Origin of the sequence: Desulfovibrio subterraneus, assembly GCF_013340285.1 — a bacterium.
In the GTDB taxonomy this organism is placed as follows: domain Bacteria; phylum Desulfobacterota; class Desulfovibrionia; order Desulfovibrionales; family Desulfovibrionaceae; genus Halodesulfovibrio; species Halodesulfovibrio subterraneus.
Window position 1 is genome coordinate 113,145 of the sequence record NZ_BLVO01000005.1, and the last position, 17,082, is coordinate 130,226.

General features: G+C 57.1%; 19 protein-coding genes. 5 read left to right on the forward strand and 14 right to left on the reverse strand.

Annotated features, from left to right (window positions below):
* The first annotated feature begins 7 nt into the window (after positions 1–7).
* Positions 8–832, forward strand: coding sequence for a glycosyltransferase (locus HUV30_RS03470; RefSeq protein WP_174404046.1), 825 nt, complete (start codon positions 8–10; stop codon positions 830–832).
* 209 nt (positions 833–1,041) lie between these two features.
* The gene (locus HUV30_RS03475; protein WP_174404047.1) at positions 1,042–1,923 is read left to right on the forward strand and encodes a sensor domain-containing diguanylate cyclase; all 882 of its coding nucleotides are present in this window, start codon (positions 1,042–1,044) and stop codon (positions 1,921–1,923) included.
* Between the two features lie 212 nt (positions 1,924–2,135).
* Here HUV30_RS03475 and HUV30_RS03480 read toward each other — a convergent pair whose 3' ends face one another.
* From HUV30_RS03480 to HUV30_RS03495, 4 genes are all read right to left on the reverse strand, one after another.
* Positions 2,136–2,645: a GNAT family N-acetyltransferase gene (locus HUV30_RS03480; RefSeq protein ID WP_174404048.1), complete on the reverse strand. Its 510-nt coding sequence runs from the start codon at positions 2,643–2,645 to the stop codon at positions 2,136–2,138.
* A gap of 76 nt (positions 2,646–2,721) precedes the next feature.
* Positions 2,722–3,600 carry a PDZ domain-containing protein gene (locus tag HUV30_RS03485; protein WP_174404049.1) on the reverse strand — a complete coding sequence of 293 codons (879 nt, stop codon included), beginning with the start codon at positions 3,598–3,600 and terminating at the stop codon, positions 2,722–2,724.
* 179 nt (positions 3,601–3,779) lie between these two features.
* Positions 3,780–4,214 (reverse strand): GNAT family N-acetyltransferase, encoded by a 435-nt coding sequence (locus HUV30_RS03490; RefSeq protein WP_174404050.1) that lies wholly within the window; start codon positions 4,212–4,214, stop codon positions 3,780–3,782.
* 114 nt (positions 4,215–4,328) lie between these two features.
* Positions 4,329–4,883 (reverse strand): helix-turn-helix domain-containing protein, encoded by a 555-nt coding sequence (locus HUV30_RS03495; protein ID WP_174404051.1) that lies wholly within the window; start codon positions 4,881–4,883, stop codon positions 4,329–4,331.
* A gap of 98 nt (positions 4,884–4,981) precedes the next feature.
* Here HUV30_RS03495 and HUV30_RS03500 point away from each other — a divergent pair, with 98 nt between their 5' ends.
* Complete coding sequence (locus HUV30_RS03500) at positions 4,982–5,581, forward strand: LysE family translocator (protein ID WP_174404052.1); 600 nt, start codon at positions 4,982–4,984, stop codon at positions 5,579–5,581.
* Between the two features lie 193 nt (positions 5,582–5,774).
* Here the strand turns inward: HUV30_RS03500 and HUV30_RS03505 are convergent, their stop codons facing one another.
* Positions 5,775–6,383, reverse strand: coding sequence for a Maf family nucleotide pyrophosphatase (locus HUV30_RS03505; protein ID WP_174404053.1), 609 nt, complete (start codon positions 6,381–6,383; stop codon positions 5,775–5,777).
* Positions 6,384–6,790: 407 nt separating this feature from the next.
* Between HUV30_RS03505 and HUV30_RS03510 the strand changes: the two genes are divergently transcribed.
* Together HUV30_RS03510 and flgM are read left to right on the forward strand one after the other, a co-directional pair.
* Positions 6,791–7,207 (forward strand): DVU0524 family FlgM-associated protein, encoded by a 417-nt coding sequence (locus tag HUV30_RS03510; protein ID WP_174404054.1) that lies wholly within the window; start codon positions 6,791–6,793, stop codon positions 7,205–7,207.
* Between the two features lie 27 nt (positions 7,208–7,234).
* Positions 7,235–7,543, forward strand: coding sequence for a flagellar biosynthesis anti-sigma factor FlgM (gene flgM / locus HUV30_RS03515; protein ID WP_174404055.1), 309 nt, complete (start codon positions 7,235–7,237; stop codon positions 7,541–7,543).
* Positions 7,544–7,884: 341 nt separating this feature from the next.
* Here the strand turns inward: flgM and fliW are convergent, their stop codons facing one another.
* The 9 genes from fliW to flgA form a co-directional block, all read right to left on the reverse strand.
* Positions 7,885–8,334, reverse strand: a complete 450-nt coding sequence (gene fliW / locus HUV30_RS03520) for a flagellar assembly protein FliW (RefSeq protein WP_174404056.1) — start codon at positions 8,332–8,334, stop codon at positions 7,885–7,887.
* Entirely contained in the window at positions 8,310–8,549 is a 240-nt protein-coding gene (gene csrA / locus HUV30_RS03525) for a carbon storage regulator CsrA (RefSeq protein WP_174404057.1), read from the reverse strand. Before csrA ends, fliW begins: the two co-directional genes overlap by 25 nt.
* Positions 8,550–8,554: 5 nt before the next feature.
* Positions 8,555–10,108, reverse strand: a complete 1,554-nt coding sequence (flgL, locus tag HUV30_RS03530; RefSeq protein ID WP_174404058.1) for a flagellar hook-associated protein FlgL — start codon at positions 10,106–10,108, stop codon at positions 8,555–8,557.
* Positions 10,109–10,133: 25 nt separating this feature from the next.
* Entirely contained in the window at positions 10,134–12,251 is a 2,118-nt protein-coding gene (flgK, locus tag HUV30_RS03535; protein ID WP_174404059.1) for a flagellar hook-associated protein FlgK, read from the reverse strand.
* Between the two features lie 12 nt (positions 12,252–12,263).
* Positions 12,264–12,728 carry a flagellar protein FlgN gene (locus tag HUV30_RS03540; protein ID WP_174404060.1) on the reverse strand — a complete coding sequence of 155 codons (465 nt, stop codon included), beginning with the start codon at positions 12,726–12,728 and terminating at the stop codon, positions 12,264–12,266.
* A gap of 12 nt (positions 12,729–12,740) precedes the next feature.
* Positions 12,741–14,084 carry a peptidoglycan DD-metalloendopeptidase family protein gene (locus HUV30_RS03545; protein ID WP_243452057.1) on the reverse strand — a complete coding sequence of 448 codons (1,344 nt, stop codon included), beginning with the start codon at positions 14,082–14,084 and terminating at the stop codon, positions 12,741–12,743.
* 1 nt (position 14,085) lies between these two features.
* Positions 14,086–15,234, reverse strand: coding sequence for a flagellar basal body P-ring protein FlgI (locus tag HUV30_RS03555; RefSeq protein WP_174404061.1), 1,149 nt, complete (start codon positions 15,232–15,234; stop codon positions 14,086–14,088).
* Between the two features lie 19 nt (positions 15,235–15,253).
* Positions 15,254–15,934 (reverse strand): flagellar basal body L-ring protein FlgH, encoded by a 681-nt coding sequence (locus HUV30_RS03560; RefSeq protein ID WP_243452064.1) that lies wholly within the window; start codon positions 15,932–15,934, stop codon positions 15,254–15,256.
* 142 nt (positions 15,935–16,076) lie between these two features.
* Complete coding sequence (gene flgA, locus HUV30_RS03565) at positions 16,077–17,075, reverse strand: flagellar basal body P-ring formation chaperone FlgA (protein WP_174404063.1); 999 nt, start codon at positions 17,073–17,075, stop codon at positions 16,077–16,079.
* Positions 17,076–17,082: the final 7 nt, after the last annotated feature.

Genomic DNA, 17,082 nt, shown 5'->3' on the forward strand with positions numbered 1-17,082 from the left:
TCCCCTCATGAAGATAGTATTCTGCATTGACGATAACCCCCGCTATCTCATGCTTGCCCGCGTGGCTGTGCGCAGCCTGCGCAGGCTCTACGGTGACGATGTGCCGGTGCTCTGCGTGTACGGTGGCAACTTGCCGGAAGTTGTTGAAGCCGTAGAGGCAGAACGCATTCCGCTTGCCCTGTATTCGCCGGTGCTCAACCATTCCACGGTTCCCCCTGCCTTTCATCGTGCCATAGGTGCTTTTCTCAAGCTCGAACTCGCCCTTGTGCCGGAGCTGGCTGATGAGGAGCATGTTCTCTATTGCGACAGCGACATCTATTTTCATGCCCGCTTTGATGAGCTGCTCGCCATGAAGCCGCCATACATGGCCATGGCCCGCGAGGCATCTTCTCCCTTCTGGCATGATGTGCAGCAGATGCATTACGTGTGGCGTGACAGGAACTACACCGTTCCGCTGCCGTTTCCCATATGGACGTACTCTTCGGGGGTGGTGAACTTCAACCTCACCCGGCTGCGCAGGCATGACCATATCCACAATTTTCTGGCTTACTGCCTGCAGAACGTCCACCATATAGGCAATCTCGATCAGTCCCTGCTGAACTATTTTTTCGGCAAACGCATCACCAAGCTGCCCCCCCCGTACAACTGCCCTCCATACCGTGCTGATGCGCGCGACACAGGCTGCCTTATTCACTTTCATGGCCCCAAACCCTGGGATATAAAGGCGGAATTGTGGCGGGAACTGCGCATTAATCACTTCCACTGGTTCCGCGAACGCTGGTTCGAACTGCTTACCCCCGATGAGGCTGAATTGGCCCGCAGTTGGGCATAGCAGACTGGTCAGGCTCCTTTCTCACCGTATTTGTTGTAGATTTATTGTATTACATTTTTGTTTAGATACTCTTTGTCTTTTACGTAATGATCTGTTAAGCAGGCATGTTAATATCGTTCGGGAATGATCGTCCCTTGCTGGACAGATGGGGGGCTCAGATGGTTCATACTTTTTCCGCATATGATCCCGATTGGGAACTCGCAGAACGCATGTTGCAAATGGAACGTTATGCATGGCTTTCCTTGACGCATGACATGGGGACGGTGTTGTCCATTGACGGCCGCTTCGATGATGTGAACACGCAGTGGGAAGCCGTGACCGGATATGACGAATGCGAGTTGCTGGGCAGCTATCTTGTGGAGTTCATGCACTTCGACGACCGAGAGCGCGCCCTTGCCGACTGGCAGAGCCTTATCACAGCCGATGTGAGCACCACCTCTGTCGCGTTCCGCTTTTTGTGCAAGGACGGTGAATACAAGCGCCTTTCGTGGAACCTTATGTATTCTCCCGAGCACGAGTGTTTTTTCTGTACCGTGAAGGACGTGAACGAATCCCTTTCCGACATGGCCATTCAATACGCCTACAAAGATGTGCTTACCGGTCTTGGCAACAGGCTGTTCCTTATGGACGCCGTACCGGCCTGGATTGAAGAAGCCCACAGAGGCGGGGCACAGCTTGCGGTCTGTTTTCTCGATCTGGACGGCTTTAAGCTGGTGAACGACACATACGGTCACAAGGTCGGCGATCTGCTGCTGAAAAAAGTTGCGGAAAAATTGACCCGCAGTGTTCCCAGAGATTGTGTGGTTCGCCTCGGCGGAGATGAGTTTGTGATCGTTCTGCGTGATGTTGCTTCGCGTGAAGCCGTGACTCATCTGCTTCAGGAGCTCATGCAAAGCATCAACACGGCTGTGTGCATAGAAGGGCAGGACTGTTCGGTGGGCGTGAGCGTTGGCGTGGGCATGTTCCCTGAAGACGGCGCATCACTGGAAGAGCTGGTTCAGGTTGCCGATGAGGCCATGTATGACGTGAAACGGGAGGGAAAGAACGACTTTGCCTTCCGCCGGAAGTTATCGAAAGAAAACGCGGCCTGACAACATCAAAGATGGAAGAGAGTGTTCAGAGCCATACGGGTGACCGTATGGCTTTTTTATGTTGAGGGAGCAGCCGGCGGCAGGGGAGAGGCTGATATGGTTGTTTCTTCCGGTGTTACAGGAGGGAATGCCCTGACTGTATGCGCCATGCTGATCCTGCGCATGGCGTTTTGTCGTGCTTCAGGCGGCTCAGGTGCTGGTGCTGAGACCGTTCAGGCCAGTTGTTTGTAAAACACGACGGTGGCGTGCAGGGAGCCGTCCGTACCGGCGGCGTAGTCCGGAATGACACCCACTCGGGTCCAGCCCAGATGTTGATATATGGCCTCTGCAGGACGGCCGAGATGCGTATCAAGCACCAGAAGAGTTTTGCCGCAGGCAAGGGCATGGTCTTCTACGGCCTGCATGAGGCGCGAGGCAATGCCTTTTCCGCGATAGTCTGTGTGGGTGATGAGTTTGCGCACTTCTGCCCTGTGCTGCCCGTTGGCCTTGGGCGATGGCGCAAGCTGCACGGAGCCGACGAGTACGCCGTCCATTTCTGCAATGAACAGGACAAGGCCGGATTCCATCTCCGCTTTCACCTGACGCCAGTATTCAAGGGCCGTTTCCTTTTGCAGGGGAGCAAAGAAGCCGACCGAGCCGCCTGCGTTGATGACGTCAATGAGCAGTTCTGCCAACCCGTCATACTGGGCGGCGGAAAGCGTGGTGGGAGTGGTGATGTTCACGGGAATACCTTGTCTGCGTGTATGAATGGTTCTGCACGGCTGCCGGAATGCGGCATTGTCGGCGCAGCGGTGGCTGCTACTCAAGCGGGTCGCGGTCGAACATGGGAGTCTGGAGCGCCTGCTTGCTCAGGAACGGGTTTTTCAGCGGAAGAACAATACGCTGTTTAAGCTGCAGTTCCTTGTACGGAGTTTTGCCCCGCTTTTTCCGGAAGAGCTTTTGCCAGGCACCCGTCTTTACGAGCTGGTTGTAGCCGGCTTCCAGCCGCTGCTTCAGCTGTGCATTGTTCCTGCTGACGAAAATGATCTCCCGTAACGGATAGACAAAAAGCAGACGTTTCTCAACGGTGATGTTGAGCTTTCTACCATTTTGTCCGTGCCGCTGCATGGCGGATGCAATTTGGTCTATGCCGCGCGGAAAGGCGCTGAACCGGCGGGTCACAAGTTGATCGTAAAGGGCGTCATCCAGAGAGTTCTTTGAAACAGCGATGCCGTTGAATTCCAGAATTTCCGTATCAGCCCAGTGTGTGCCGGTTCCCATGACAAGGCCGGATGCCTTCCAGTCCTCAAGCGAACGGATGTTGTCGAAAAGTGGCTGGTCGCCTTCCCTGATCAGGCAGACCCTGTGCCCCATATCCCGCCCACCCATGTAGATATAGACGGGCATCAGCCTCTGTTCTCGCTCCAGCGAGCAGGGCAGCCACAGCAGGTCCAGGCTTCTGTTGTGCTCCAGTTCGTAGACCGCGCGTCCCTGTTCCATGTCTGCGCTTCGCACAAGTTCATACGGGCCGTAGTCCTCCACCGTGGCATTGAGGAGGAGCTCCACCTTGTGTCTGTCCTCCCAGAGGTGTTCCCACAGCACGATGCGCTCCTTGCGGCTGTCCGCAGCATGTGCGGGGACTGCCACAAGGGGTATGAGAACCAGAAGGGAGGCCAGTATGTTGCGGAGATAATGCATAGTATTGGCGCCAGTATGTAGCTGTTTTCGTGAGTAATTGGTATTATATACTACACCGTTATCTGTGATTCAACGAAAAGGGACACCGTGCCGGTATCACACAGAAGCCCCCGGCGGACTATAGCGTCTGCCGGGGGCTTCTGTGCCTGATGATGCGTTGGCCTTATGCGCGAGCGATGTTAGCCCAGCGCCATATGAAGCAGGGGAAAGGGATTGCCCTGCCCGTCCATGGCGGAGCGGCCGGTTATCACAAAGCCCATATGTTTATAGAAGTCTGTCGCCTTGGGGTTCTGCTCGTTCACATCCACGGAGGTCACGCCCATTTTCTGTATTGCATGGCGGCACAGGGCTTTTCCTGCGCCCTTTCCGAAATGGTCGGGGTGGATAAAAAGCATCTCAAGGTTATTTTCCGCCACGCCGCAGAATCCCAGAATGGTGCCTTGTTCGTTCCGTGCGCATTGCAGGGTAACGGCATCGAAATACTGATCGAGGATGAGGGGGCGCAAAGATTCAATGTCCGCATTGTTCAGGAAATGATGGGTGGCCCGTACGGACGCTTCCCATATGGCGATCAATTCGGAATGGTCCTGCTTGGTTGCAGGGGTGATGATCATTGTGTGCTCCATTCTTGCGGCGTTGGGGCGGGGAGATGTGCCTGCACGCGGGGGGGGGGGGACGCGTCATGCGTGTCTCTGTGAAGAGGCAGCAGGATACTGTTGCGCCTGGGCTTATCCCAGATAGCTGATCTGCATCAGCATGGCGGCCTGCCCTTCTCCGATATTTCTGTATTCATGCGGATGGTTCGCGTGGAATTGCAGAAACTCATCCTCGCCGACCACAAAGCTCTTGCCCTGCACAGTCACCTGAACCGTGCCGCATTTTACGAAGATGTACTCGTGCACGTTTCCTTCATGCGGTTCACCATGAAAGGTGGTGTCGGCATCCATCTCCACATAGTAGGTTTCCATGGCCTGCTCAGGATTGAACGGAATGAGTGGATAGATGCGATAGGCCCCGTTTTCTCCCGTGAGGGGGGCGTCTTCCTTGTACGGCTTGACCCGTGCTTCCACAGGAGGATTCTTGAGAAGGGTGGAGAAGGAAACCCGCAGCCCGTTGGCAATCTTCCATATGGTCGCAATGGTGGGGCTGGATTTGCCGCTTTCTATCTGTCGCAGCATGCTTTTGCTTACCTTGGTGAGCTCAGCAAGCTGGTCAAGGCTGAGATTGCGCGCCTCACGGAGCGATTTCAGATTGGCGGATACGGTGCAAATTTCTTGTTTCATATAGCGCTCAAATTGACAATATAACAAACAGTGTGCAGTATGACGTTCAAACAGACGTTATTGTATTTTGTTTACGAAACTCTTTCAAGGAAAAACGTATGTCACTGCAATTGTTTCCTCTTTTTGTCTTCACGCAAGTTGCCTTCTTTACACCCGGACCGAACACCATCTCCTGTGCCTCCATGGGGATGGTGGTGGGGTATAGAAGGACTGTCCCCTATATGCTGGGTATAACGGCCGGTTTTTTTATCATCATGCTCTTTTGTGCGTTTCTTTCGCACGCGGTGCTGACGGCCATGCCGGATTTCGAACGGTACATCCGCTGGATCGGGGCTGTGTATATTCTCTGGCTCGCGGCTTCGGTGTTGAAAATGGATCTTGCCGGAAGCGGGACAAATTTCTCCCCGCTCTCCTTTACCAACGGAGTATTTCTGCAGCTGGCCAATCCCAAGGTGGCCGTGTGCGGTCTGGCAATCTATTCCACTTTTCTGGCGGCACTTGCCGATCAGGCAGGAGCGCTGGTTGTCTCTGCCGTGCTGTTCTCCCTCAATGCGTTTGTTGCCGCATCCACATGGGCCTTGTTCGGCACAGTCATACGGCGCACGCTCGAAAATGAGGAATATAGAAAAGTGGTAAACGTGGCACTGGCGTTGCTGCTGGTCTATTCGGCGGTATCACTTTCCGGGGTGCTGTCGTAGCGGCGGAAGTGTCAGCTATATGTGAGATTGAGCCGAGGGGCAGTGCAGCCTGAGAAATCTGGTGACAAAGGCCGTTCACACCAACGGTGCTCTTTGTCGGACGTCTCGTGTGCCGATATCGCCTGCGTCGGATAACAGGGGTTTCCCGTGCCTCCGTAACAAGTTGCGAAGATATGCTGAAAAGGAGAGGTGGTCAGACCTGCCCCGGAACAATCACGCTCATTTCCGACAAGACTTCCAGCACATTGGTGACAGGCAGCCCGACCACGTTGGACCACGAGCCGTCTATGCGCTCCACGAGGAACGAGCCGATGCCCTGAATGGCGTAGGCACCTGCCTTGTCGGTGGGTTCTCCGGTGCGGATGTAGGCAATGAGCGCTTCCAGCGGCGGCCGTATCATGGTTACGGCGGTGGAGACGGCAAAGCTGACCGAACGGCCGTCCGGCAGCACGATGCAGACGCCCGTAATGACCTCGTGTGTAGCGCCTGCCAGCCGAGAGAGCATGTCCAGCGCGTGGGTGTCATCCATAGGTTTGCCCATTATCTCGTTTCCCAGCACCACTATGGTATCTGCGCCCACGGTGCAGCAGCCCGGATTATCCATGGCCACAGGCATGGTCTTGGCGTGTGCCGCACGTCGTGCGTAGTCGGAAGGATCTTCGCCGGATTCCGGAGCCGGTTCCGCATCGGGGGCGGTGATGACGCGGAATGCAAGGCCAAGGTCGCTGAAGAAGTCCCGCCGTCTCGGTGAACCGGAAGCAAGAATAAGCGGAACAGTGGCTGTATAGACCGGGTGGCTCATGGGGATATCTGCTTTGTTTGTGGATGCATCTGTGTGTATAGCCGGCTGTCGGGCTGTTCCGGCCAATTGCCTTGATCGCGGTATCTGCGGAAAAAACGGGTGCGCAGCGGGGTGTGGCAGCGGAAGAAAGATCTATCCCGTGCCATTGCGACCCTGCTCACTCTGTTTGCCGGGGCAGTTCTTCATCTCGTATTTTCGGGTGCGAAGCAAGGTTTGCTGTCTCTGTGCAGCCGTGCGGGTGGCTGGCGGTATATCTTCATGCAAACCCTAAACTTTATGTATATCGGGCCGAAGAGATGGGTGAGGCTGGACGCAGTTCTCCCCTCAGAGAAAAAATGAAAAAAAGTTGCGTCCGGACCTAAAGTTCTCCTCTACGATTCCGATAAAGGATATGAGGGGAGAACGTTATGAGCGTAAAGTCGTTTTACATCCGAAACATGCTGCTCAAATACGATAAGCAGCTTGTTACCGCCCGCAGGCTGGCGCGCTATAATCAGGCGCTGCGTCTGTCGCGTGGAGAGGAGGAAGAGAGCCTTCCCCCGGATGTGAAACGAGGTATAATGGTGGAACGCATAGCCAGAGAGGTGATGGAAAGTCTTCTCCTCTCGGGCAGCGACAACCTGGTTGTACAGGAGATAAAGAAGCAGCTTGAAGAGGAAGTGGGCGAGACCCTGATCTTCAAGTACCCTCCGACCGAACTCGACCTTCAGGTTTTCCGGGAAACACCCCAGGGACCGGTGGAGGTATCGCCAGCCGAGAAAGCGGTCATTATGGAGAAGCTCTGGAACATCTCCTTGGACAAGGTGGACTCCACCATGTTATGACGGGCATGACGTCCCGGGGAGGAACGTATGGAAATCAAAAATTACCTCAAAGCGCTTGATCCTTATCAGGCCAAGCTCGACAAGGCAGAAAATGCCAAGGCCAAGGGCGGAAAGCGGGGCGCGGATAATGCGGCGCAGTCTTCCGGCGACCGGGTGAGCTTGTCCAATGAAGCCAAGCTGCGCACTGAAGCGTATACCACCGCGTTGAATACCCCTGACGTACGTCAGGAAAAGGTGAACTCCATAAAGGCCCGCGTTGATTCGGGTGACTATGTGGTGGATAGCCGAAGGGTAGCTGAAAAGCTGATCAACGAGGAAGTGGAACTTTTCCAGTAGAAAAGTCTTCCGAAGCATGCTTCGGAAGCTTTTCTGCGGCCGGTGACCGGCCAGACAAAGGTGGAGATATTTCTGGATGATGCAGGGTGTACCCTGCTTTTTTTGTGCCCTTTGCCCGCCATGCAGTCCGGCATGCAGCCTCCATGCAGCCCGCTGTGCATGCGGGGAGCTGAGAGAAGCTCTTCCACCTGACCGGTTGCTGCCCTGTACCGCTGGAGTGATGCCATGCAACGTCAACTGTCATGCAACGCTCGCAACCATACAACGTGCGTTACCTTGCAACGTCCATGAAAAAAGCCCTGCCGGATTCGACAGGGCTTATCTGCGTATAAGGGAAATTGCTATTCCTGCGGCATGTGCAGGTAAACCTGATTGGGGAATTTGCCGTCCACCTGCGGCACCTGCAGGCCGAGCTTGGCCTGATGGTTGATGAGAATGGGGCCGGTGAGGTTGAGCGCCGTTTTTTCCGGCTCTCCCTTGGGAATACTCACTGTGACCAGCACGGCCACCTGCCGGATGTTCTGCAGTCTCAGCAGCTTCTGTTCGGCCTCGCCCACGCGTATGGGGTAATCCTCGAGAAAACTGTAGGGATCTGCCACCAGCAATCCCAGCCGGGGGTCATCCATGCTCTGCAATACAAGAAAGGGAGATCCGTCCTTCAGTTGAAGAAGCGTGAACTCGTGCTTGTCCTCAAAGCCCATGATGCCCCGTGGAAAGTAAATAATCTTATCCAAGGAGACCACCTGTTTGCCGAGGCGTGTCTGAACTATTTTTTCGTTTTGCCGTGCCATAACTGGGTAGCTGCCAGAAGGTCCGCGTCACTCGTTTCGAGGGCCAGACGGTTTTGTTCCTTGACTCGGAGATAAACTTCTTCCCGGTACACGGTCATGTCGCCGGGCACTTCAAGACCAAGCTTGATCTGCTTGCCCTGCACGCTCAGCACCGTGATTTTTATGTTGTCGCCCAAGTGCAGGCTTTCGCCCGGGCGCCGGGTAAGAATGAGCATAGACGTTAAATGAAGTTTGAAAGGTTCATCTGCATGATCTGCGCGGAAGACTTGAGCACACTGTTGTATACAAGTTGTTGCTGCGCGAGCTTGGTCATCAGCTCTGCGACATCAATGTCCTCAATATTACTCATTCTTGCCTTTTCGTCCAGTTCAATGGTCGTAAGAACGTTACCGGCAACCTCAAGCCTGTTTTCACGGCCGCCGACTGACGCGGCCTGGGTCATGATATGCGAACTGGCCGTATCCAGATCTTTCAGCGCGCGCTGTATGCCGCTCTGGTTGTTGGACTCCATGTATCCGATGAGCCTGCCCACGGTTTCGAAAAGGTTCTTGCCGCTGCCGTCAAACGCGGGTGAGGCAGTGGTGTCGCCCGGACTTGTATAGACACCGCCGAAAACATCCTTGCCGATGCTGTTGACCGTAATGGTCTCGCGCTGGGCTATTTCGAACTTCACGTCGCCGCGGTGGGGTTTGACGATGAACTGCTGGTTCTGCGCACCGTTGAGACTTGCATTGCTGCCCGAAAGCACAAGGAAGCCGCCCGGAATGATCAGTGAGGCACTGTTCGATGTGGTGGTATCGGATGCGGTATTGCCCGTAACCCATGTGTTGCCGTTATCCAGACTGTACGAATACTCGATGGGCCCTGTCATGCTGGCATTGGAATTGTCTATGCGCACCGTGATGTCCTGCGAGAAGACACCCGTGGCAGATGCCGTGACGGGAGCCGAACCATAGTGCATGATGCTTGGCGGCAGGTCGTTGTCGTCCCCCTGATAGACGGCCGTGGGGCGGATGTAGAGCCACGTTCCGTTCATGCTGCCGTTGCTCAGGGTTTCGTGCACGTTGGTCGTATCCACGGCCTGCACGGCGGTTCCGTTCTGGAAGGTAACCTGCACGCCGTTTATACTCAGGCGGTTGTCGCCTGCGGGAATGGACCCGTTCTGCCATGTGCGCCCTGCATCAAGAGAATAGCGCAGCGGAACGGCACCGGCTCCGCCGATGGTCGCATTGCTGGTGAATTGCACGAGCATGGTCTTGGAAGCCGATCCGGTAATGGAGAAGCTGCCGTTGGAAAAGACCGTATCGTTGGACGTAAGATTCAGCCCCTGCACAAAGGCGGGCTCGTCGGTCTTGTGACCGGCAAAAATATGACGCCCCTCGTACTGGGTGTTGGCAAGGTTGATGAGCTGTTCGTACTGCTGGCGCAGTTCGAAGCTGATCTGCTCGCGGTTGTTGGCATCCAGCGTGCCGGTGGCTGCCTGTTCGGCAAGCCCCTTCATGCGGGTGAGGAGGGTGTTCACCTGCGTGAGGGTCTGGTCCGCAAGGTTGAGCCAGCTTTTTGCCGTATCAATATTCTTCTTGTACTGGCTGATGCCGGCGATGGAGTCGCGGTAGTTCATGACCCGCGCCGTGCCGATGGAGTCATCCGAAGGCTTGTTGATGCGCTTCTGGCTGGAGGCCTGGATGTTGGAATCCATGAGGTCGGCAAGCGACGTATTCATGTTGTTCACGAAGCTCGTGAACATGCTGCGTTGTGATACTCTGACTGCCATAACGCGTCCCCTTCCGCTCGCGGTGTTAGTTCTTCAGGCCGAGAACGGTCTGCATCATCTGATCGGCAGTGGTGATAAGCTTCGCCGCTGCCTTGTAGGAATGCTGGAATTTGATCAGATTGCTCATTTCTTCATCGAGGTTCACGCCCGCCACTTCGTTCTGGCGTTCGTTCAGGTCCTTGGCCAGGGTCTGGTTGAACATGGAGTTGAACTTGGCGTTTGCCGTGTCAGCACCCACAGTGCCCACCAGCGAGTTGTAATATTCCTGCAGCGTCTGGTTGGAGGAAGTTTCGAATGCGGTGTCGATGCGCACGTCCTTGTCCTTCAACTGCCCGATGGCAAGCGCTGTCTTGTTGTCACCGTCGTTGGCTTCTGCCCCGCCGTTCACGCTGCCTGCGTTGATGAGCGAGGAATTCTGCCGCACGTCGTCCCGTATGGCGAGGGTTGCGGCGGATTCACCCTTGAAGAAGGTGTTCAGTCCCAGTGCCGCGCTCAGGCCGGACGTATCCGTACCGAGCTGGAAGGCGTAGCCGCTCTTGGAATTGAGCACCAGCTTGTTGTCCTGAATGCTCGCCGTAAGATAGTTGCCCATGGAATTGTTGAAGGCATCGCGCACGTCTTCCAGCGAGTGGACATCGGGGTCGAAATTCTGAATGCCGGGCGTTGCCGGGTCAAAGTCCAGCGGACCGAACGAGGCGGAGGATGCCAGCTCTCCCGTGCTCGTGTCGTATGCATAGACGGTGACGTTGCCTTCTGCCAGCCGGTTGCCGTAATGCAGGCCGGAACTGGGAGAACTCAGCGGCTGGTCAGTCTTGTCCACGCTGTAGGTACCATACAGGTTGCTCAGCGGGTTTTCTCCGCCACCCTGACTGTGCAGGCGGTTCACTTCCCACGCGATGGATTCGCTTAAGGAATCGAGCCGTTCGCGGTAGCGGCCTATGTTGAAGTCGCGCAGGGCGAAATAGCCGGTGATGGACCCGCCGGTAAGACGCCGTGAGTTATCGGTGCCGTCAAGAAACGACTGCGGCGTGATGTTCAGGTCTTCCGTTGTGGGTGATATCCACTTCAGATGGTTCTTGGGAACCACGGTGAAGGTGTCACCCTTGGTCAGGTCCTGCGTACCTGCATTGAAATAGATGTCTATGCCCTGTACGTTCACCTTGTCGGATTCGGGGCGGGCGGCAAACAGTTTGTCGTTGCCGTTTTCATCCTTCATCCACGTGCGGCCGCCGTCGAGAGAGACACGGAACATGGCAGCGCCTGAACCGGCGTTGCTGGTTATGGTGCCGGACTGCATCACTTCCACGGTGTATTCGTATTCGTCCTGACCGTCGAAGCCGATGCTGCCGTCAAAAGAGGAAGCCGGATTCAGGGACTTGTAGCTTGCAGGGCCGGTGAAATCGATGGCAAACGCCTCGCCGCCGTCCACGAGCGTGTGGCCGGCCTTGGTGTTCACGGTAAAGTCGCCGCTGCCGTTGTCTATGACATCCACGTCCATCTTTTCAGCCAGTTCGCGCACCAGCTGGTTGCGCTGGTCGAGCAGAGTGTTGGCGTTGTTGGAACCCGGAATGTCGTGGATCTGAATTTCCTTGTTCAGATCGGCAATGCGGGTGATGAGGTCGTTAACGCTCGTCACTTCCTGCTTGATGAAGTCGTCCATCTGACTCTGCATGCTCTGCAGATTCTGGTCCGTGTCATGAAAGAGCATGAGCATGTTTTCGGTGTGGGCGAGCAGGGCTTCGCGCACGGCGTCATCGTCGGGGCGTTTCGCCAGTTCCTGCCAGTCCTTGAAGAACTGGTTCATCATGGCGTTCAGACCTTCGGAGTTGGCCTCGTTGAACAGGCTTTCCACGCTCTTCAGCACTTCCTGCTGGGTGTCCCAGCGCTTGTAAATGGCGTTGCGGTCGTTGAACTGTTCTTCCACGAACTTGTTGAAATAGCGATAAACTTCCGCCGCCTTGGCTCCGGTTCCAAGCTGGCCCGGACGGCTGTCTATGGATATGCCTTCCTCAAAACGCACGGCCTGACGCGAATAACCGGTGGTATTCACGTTGGCAATGTTGTTGCCTGTGACCTGAATGGCGCTCTGGGAGGCAAACAGCGCGCTGTTGCCTATGTTAAGCAGGGATGTAAGACCGCTCATGGAAGACCTCTCCTATAACCGGCCCTGAATAAGGGTGGCTTCGGGACGTGTCTGGGCGTACCGGCCTTTCTTGCCGTAGGTATTCTGATTCTTGGGCCTGATCTGCTCCTGAATGTAATCGAGGAGAGACTGGCTCTGGTCGTGCAGCGCGAGCGCAAGCTTGGCGTTCACGGAAGCCTGGCGGGCGCAACGCTGCTCAAGCGCATCAAGCTCTGCGAGCTGGGCGTTCAGTACGGCCTGCTGCTCTTCGGAGAGTATGGGCATTACTTCGCTCAGGCGTTTGCCGCCGAGCATCTTGCGCAGTTCAAGGCGTTCCACGGCAAGCTGACGCATGAGTTCATGAATGGCGAACTCCGTAGCGGTAATTTCCTGCGGCTTGTTGTTCCGCAGCTGGGCAAACTCTTCCTCGATCAACAGCTCGAGTACCTGCATTCCCTTAAACTGGCGGACAAGATTTCCGTGTGTATATTCGAACATGGGGTGCCTCCGTTAGCTGCGGCGTCCTACAGAAAGTCCCGCCAACAGGCGGTTTCTGACCTGCTCGGGGTTCCAAGCGAGCTCGCCCTGACGGATTTCGAAGTGCAGGTGCGGGCCCGTTGAGCGGCCTGTGCTTCCTACTTCTGCAATTTTCCTGCCGGAGCGGATTTCGTCACCCGCCTGCACGGTCAATTTGCTGGCATGGCCGTAATAGCTCTGCCAGCCGCCTTCATGCTGCAGCACCACGAGGTTGCCGTAGCCTTCATGTTCGCCTGCAAATACTACCTTGCCGTCCCATGCGGCGGCGATGGGATCACCCACGTCACCGGCGATATCCACGCCAGCATGCCATTCCCGACCGCCTGTGAAGGGGTCCTTGCGCCAGCCGAAGTCCGAGGTGATGCGGCCGGGCAGGGGCCAGTTGAGCATGCCCATGTCCGGATCACGGTTGATGGGGCCACCGACACCGGAGCTGGAACGCAGGCGTGTGGACACGGGCCGCGACAAGATTTCGGGACGTTCAAGACCGCCGCCGGAAGGCTTGTATGCCTGCTCCACCGTCTCTGCTTCCTTTGCGTCATTGACGATGGTCTTGGCGAGCCGTTCGACTCTGCTCATGGCCTCTCCGTCCTGCGCGGAAAACTGGGGTGGTACGGCACCACGTCTGCTGCGGAACTCGGGAGCGTTTTCATCTGAAACGGGCATGGTGTCTTCGCCCAGGTCACGGGAGCGGACTGCCGAAGCGTTCGCCGAAGTGTTCACTGAAACGTTTGCAGAAGTGTCCACGCCTGCTGCTGCGCCCTGCTGGTGCGCAGGGTGCTTCTGCTGTGCGCCGGGCTGCAGCGGTACGACAGGTTGCTGTGCCCCGTTCTGTTCAAGCGGGGTATACAGAGGGTCTTCGTCGTAAACGCTCTCCGCAGGCTTGTCCGCAGCCGGGGCAGGGCGATCTGCAGCGCGCAGGGGTTCAAGGGGCATGGGGGAGTTCACACGGCTGGGGGCCGTGGTTCTGCTCGCATCACCCAGCTTGTTCTGCAACTGTTCGTACAGCATGTCGGAAAGACCGATGCCGCCGGCCGCTGTGAGCTTCTTGGACAGTTCCTGATCGAACATGCCCTGCCAGAATTCCTCGTCCTTGCTGTGCAGGTAGCCTTCCTTCGGGACGTTGGCACGCATCTGCTGCCATATCTTCTGCACGAAAATGGCTTCAAACCCCTCAACGGCCTCACGCAGCTTCTTGTCCTTTGCATTAGGATCGGCAAGGCGCTGGCGCAGGGAGTCTATTTCCTGCTTGCGGCGGATCAGGTCCTGTCCGCTCATGCGTGCGTTGAGCACCTGTGTGTCGAGGGGGTTGCTCATGCTAGATCACCTCAAGCTCCGCATGCAGCGCACCGGCTGCCTTCAGGGCGCGGAGGATGGAGATAAGGTCGCGGGGGGTCGCGCCGATGGCATTAAGGCCGTCGGTCAGTTCCTGCAGGGTGGCACCTTCCACAAGGACAAGGCGCTTGTTTTCTTCACGCGCGGCGATGTCGGTCTGCGGGGTCACAACCGTCTGGCCGGGGCTGAAGGCGCCGGGCTGCGAAACCTGCGCGCTTTCCTGCACCACGATCTGCAGTGAGCCGTGGGCTATGGCTACGCGGGATATGCGTACATCGCGTCCCACAACCACGGTGCCGGTCTTTTCGTCGACCACTACCTTGGCCTTGTTGTCAGGCGTGATCTGGATATTTTCGATGCTCGCCATGAGCGGCACGAGGTTGCTCTGGTATTCCGGAGGAATGCGCAGGCGGATGGTGGAAATGTCGGATGCGCTGGCAAAGTCGCCGCCAATGGTTTCGTTCAGGCGTTCCACAACCTGCTGGGTGGTGGAGAAGTCCTGCGTGTTCATGTGCAGGGTAAGGGAGTCCTGATTGTTGAACTGGAAGGGAACACCGCGCTCAACCGTTGCACCGTTGGGGATGATGCCCACGGTGGTGATGTTCTTCTGGGCGGAAGCGGCAGCGCCGGATGCGGAAAAACCGCCGAGCGCGAGAGCCCCCTGCGCCAGCCCGTAGACCTTGCCGTCTATCCCCTTGAGGGGGGTGACGAGCAGCACGCCGCCGAGCAGGCTTGAGGCATCGCCGATGCTGGATACGGTTGCATCAAGCTGCGAGCCGGGCTGCGCGGAAACAGGCATCTTGGCGGTGACCATCACGGCGGCCACGTTCTTGGGCTTCAGGGCGGTGCGGTCAACACTCACCCCGAGCTTGTCGAGCATGTTGGCCATGGAATTGATGGTGAAGGTGGATGACTTGCCGTCGCCCGTACCGCTGAGACCGACCACGAGCCCGTATCCCACGAGCTGGTTGTCGCGTACGCCGCCGAAGGTGGCGATGTCCTTGATGCGCACTGCGTTGGCTGCAGGCGGAAAAACGAACGTCAGCACCAGGGCGACGGTCAGCGCCAGCAGGGGCAGGGCGGACAGCCACCATGCGGGGGTAAGGGGCAGAGTGCGGGTAATGGCTTTCATGTATATTGCTCCGTCAACACTAGAAGGGCCAGACGTTGTCCATGAGTCGGACGAACCAGCCGGGCTTCTGCTTGTCCGCCACGGCACCTTCGCCGTAGTAGGCGATGCGGGCATTGGCGAGCTGCGTGGATTTTACTGAGTTATCGGCTTCCACATCGGCGGTGCGCACAAGGCCGCTGATAACGATGTACTGGGTTTCTTCATTCACACGGGTTTCACGTGCGCCTTCCACTTCCAGCAGGCCGCCGGGCAGCACCTTGATGACGCGGCAGGCGATGGTGGACGTGAAGGTGTTTTCGCGCTTGGTTTCGCCCTTGCCGTCGAACGACGAGGTGGAAGAAGCCTTGACCATGGGAGTGGCGCCCACGGCGCCGGGAATAGTCACGGGACCCATGGTCATCTGCCCGGGGGTGCCGAAGAAGTTGCTCACGCCGAGATTGATGGCAGATTCCTTTTCGGTGGATGTCTCCGCCTTGTTCTTGGCAGTGGTGGTTTCCACGATGTTGACCAGCACGATATCGCCTACGCGGCGGGCGCGGTTGTCGGAAAACAGGTAGTTGGCTTCGGCATCGTCAAAAAGGGAGCCGGGATTCGCGGCTTTTTCCTCCGGCGTCATGGACACGGGTGCCGGCATGACGGGGGGAATGGGGGCCGGTTTTTCCTTGGCAGCCTGGCAGCCTGCAAGCTGGCTTGCCAGCATGGCAATAAGCAGAGCCCCCGCAAGGGTCTGCCGGGCCGATGTTCCGGCCGAAGCCAATATGCTGACGGTATTTGTGCGGTTGTTCATGGTCCACCTCGTGGGCCGGATTCCCCGGCGGAGCAGGCGTTTGGCGCTCTGCCCGTTATCTCTGGATGATCACCGTATTCGCATCGCGGACGGTGGCGTATACTTCTTTCTTGCTTTGCAAATTGCGGACCGGGATGAGGTCGCCCGGTTTGCCATCTGTCATGGCCTCAACGGGAACGCTCAGCCGCAGGGTCTTGCCCATGTAGATCAGCTCGACCCGGCTGCCCTTGAGCAGCATGGGGGTCATCTCCAGATCGCTCTGGTAGATGACCGAGCCCGTACCTATGGAACGCAGCATGCGCCATGGGCCGCCTTTGCCGTTCCATATGTCGCCGTTTACATATGCGAGATTCTTGCGGACAAAGGTGACGGATTCAGGCGTGATGTTGTCGAACCTGTTCAGGGGAATCGCGGCGCAGGGTACCGTGGCCCACTGGTCGAGCATGGCGCCGCCCGTGATACGGCGGACCAGATCGCCCGTGGCGGTGACTTCGCGCAGGCGTATGGTGAACTGGCCCGGCTCCATGGACGTTGGCGGTTCCATTTCCAGCCTGTTCATGCGGTCGCGCAGAAAGACGAACGCGGGCAGCTGAATGTCGCGCACGCTGGTTTCACCGCTTATGGTTGCCGTGTAGCGTGTCAATGAACTGACGACGAGGGTGTTCAGTTCATCCTGCCGGATGACCGAGCCGCCCTGCTGGATGGCGATGGAAGACGGGTAGACCGCAAGGTCTGCAGCCGCGCCGATGTACTTGGAAAGTTCCTTGCGCAGGCGGTGCCTGCTGATGGTCATGGGCTGCCCCGGCTTGGGAGGGGAGGACCACAGCTGCATCGCGGCCAGTTTATCCCAGTTGCGGGGAGATATTTTGCCGACAGGATCGGCAATTTCGCCCAGCTTCACGCGATCGCCCGCCACCACAGCGGCATCGCGGATGTGAATACGCCAGTCGGCATCCACCTGCGCGTGCACCGCGGTTGCGGCAAACGCCAGCACGACCGCCATGAGCGCGGTCAGTGCCGTAAGGTGTATGGTGTGCCCGAGTGTTCTCATCATGAATCCT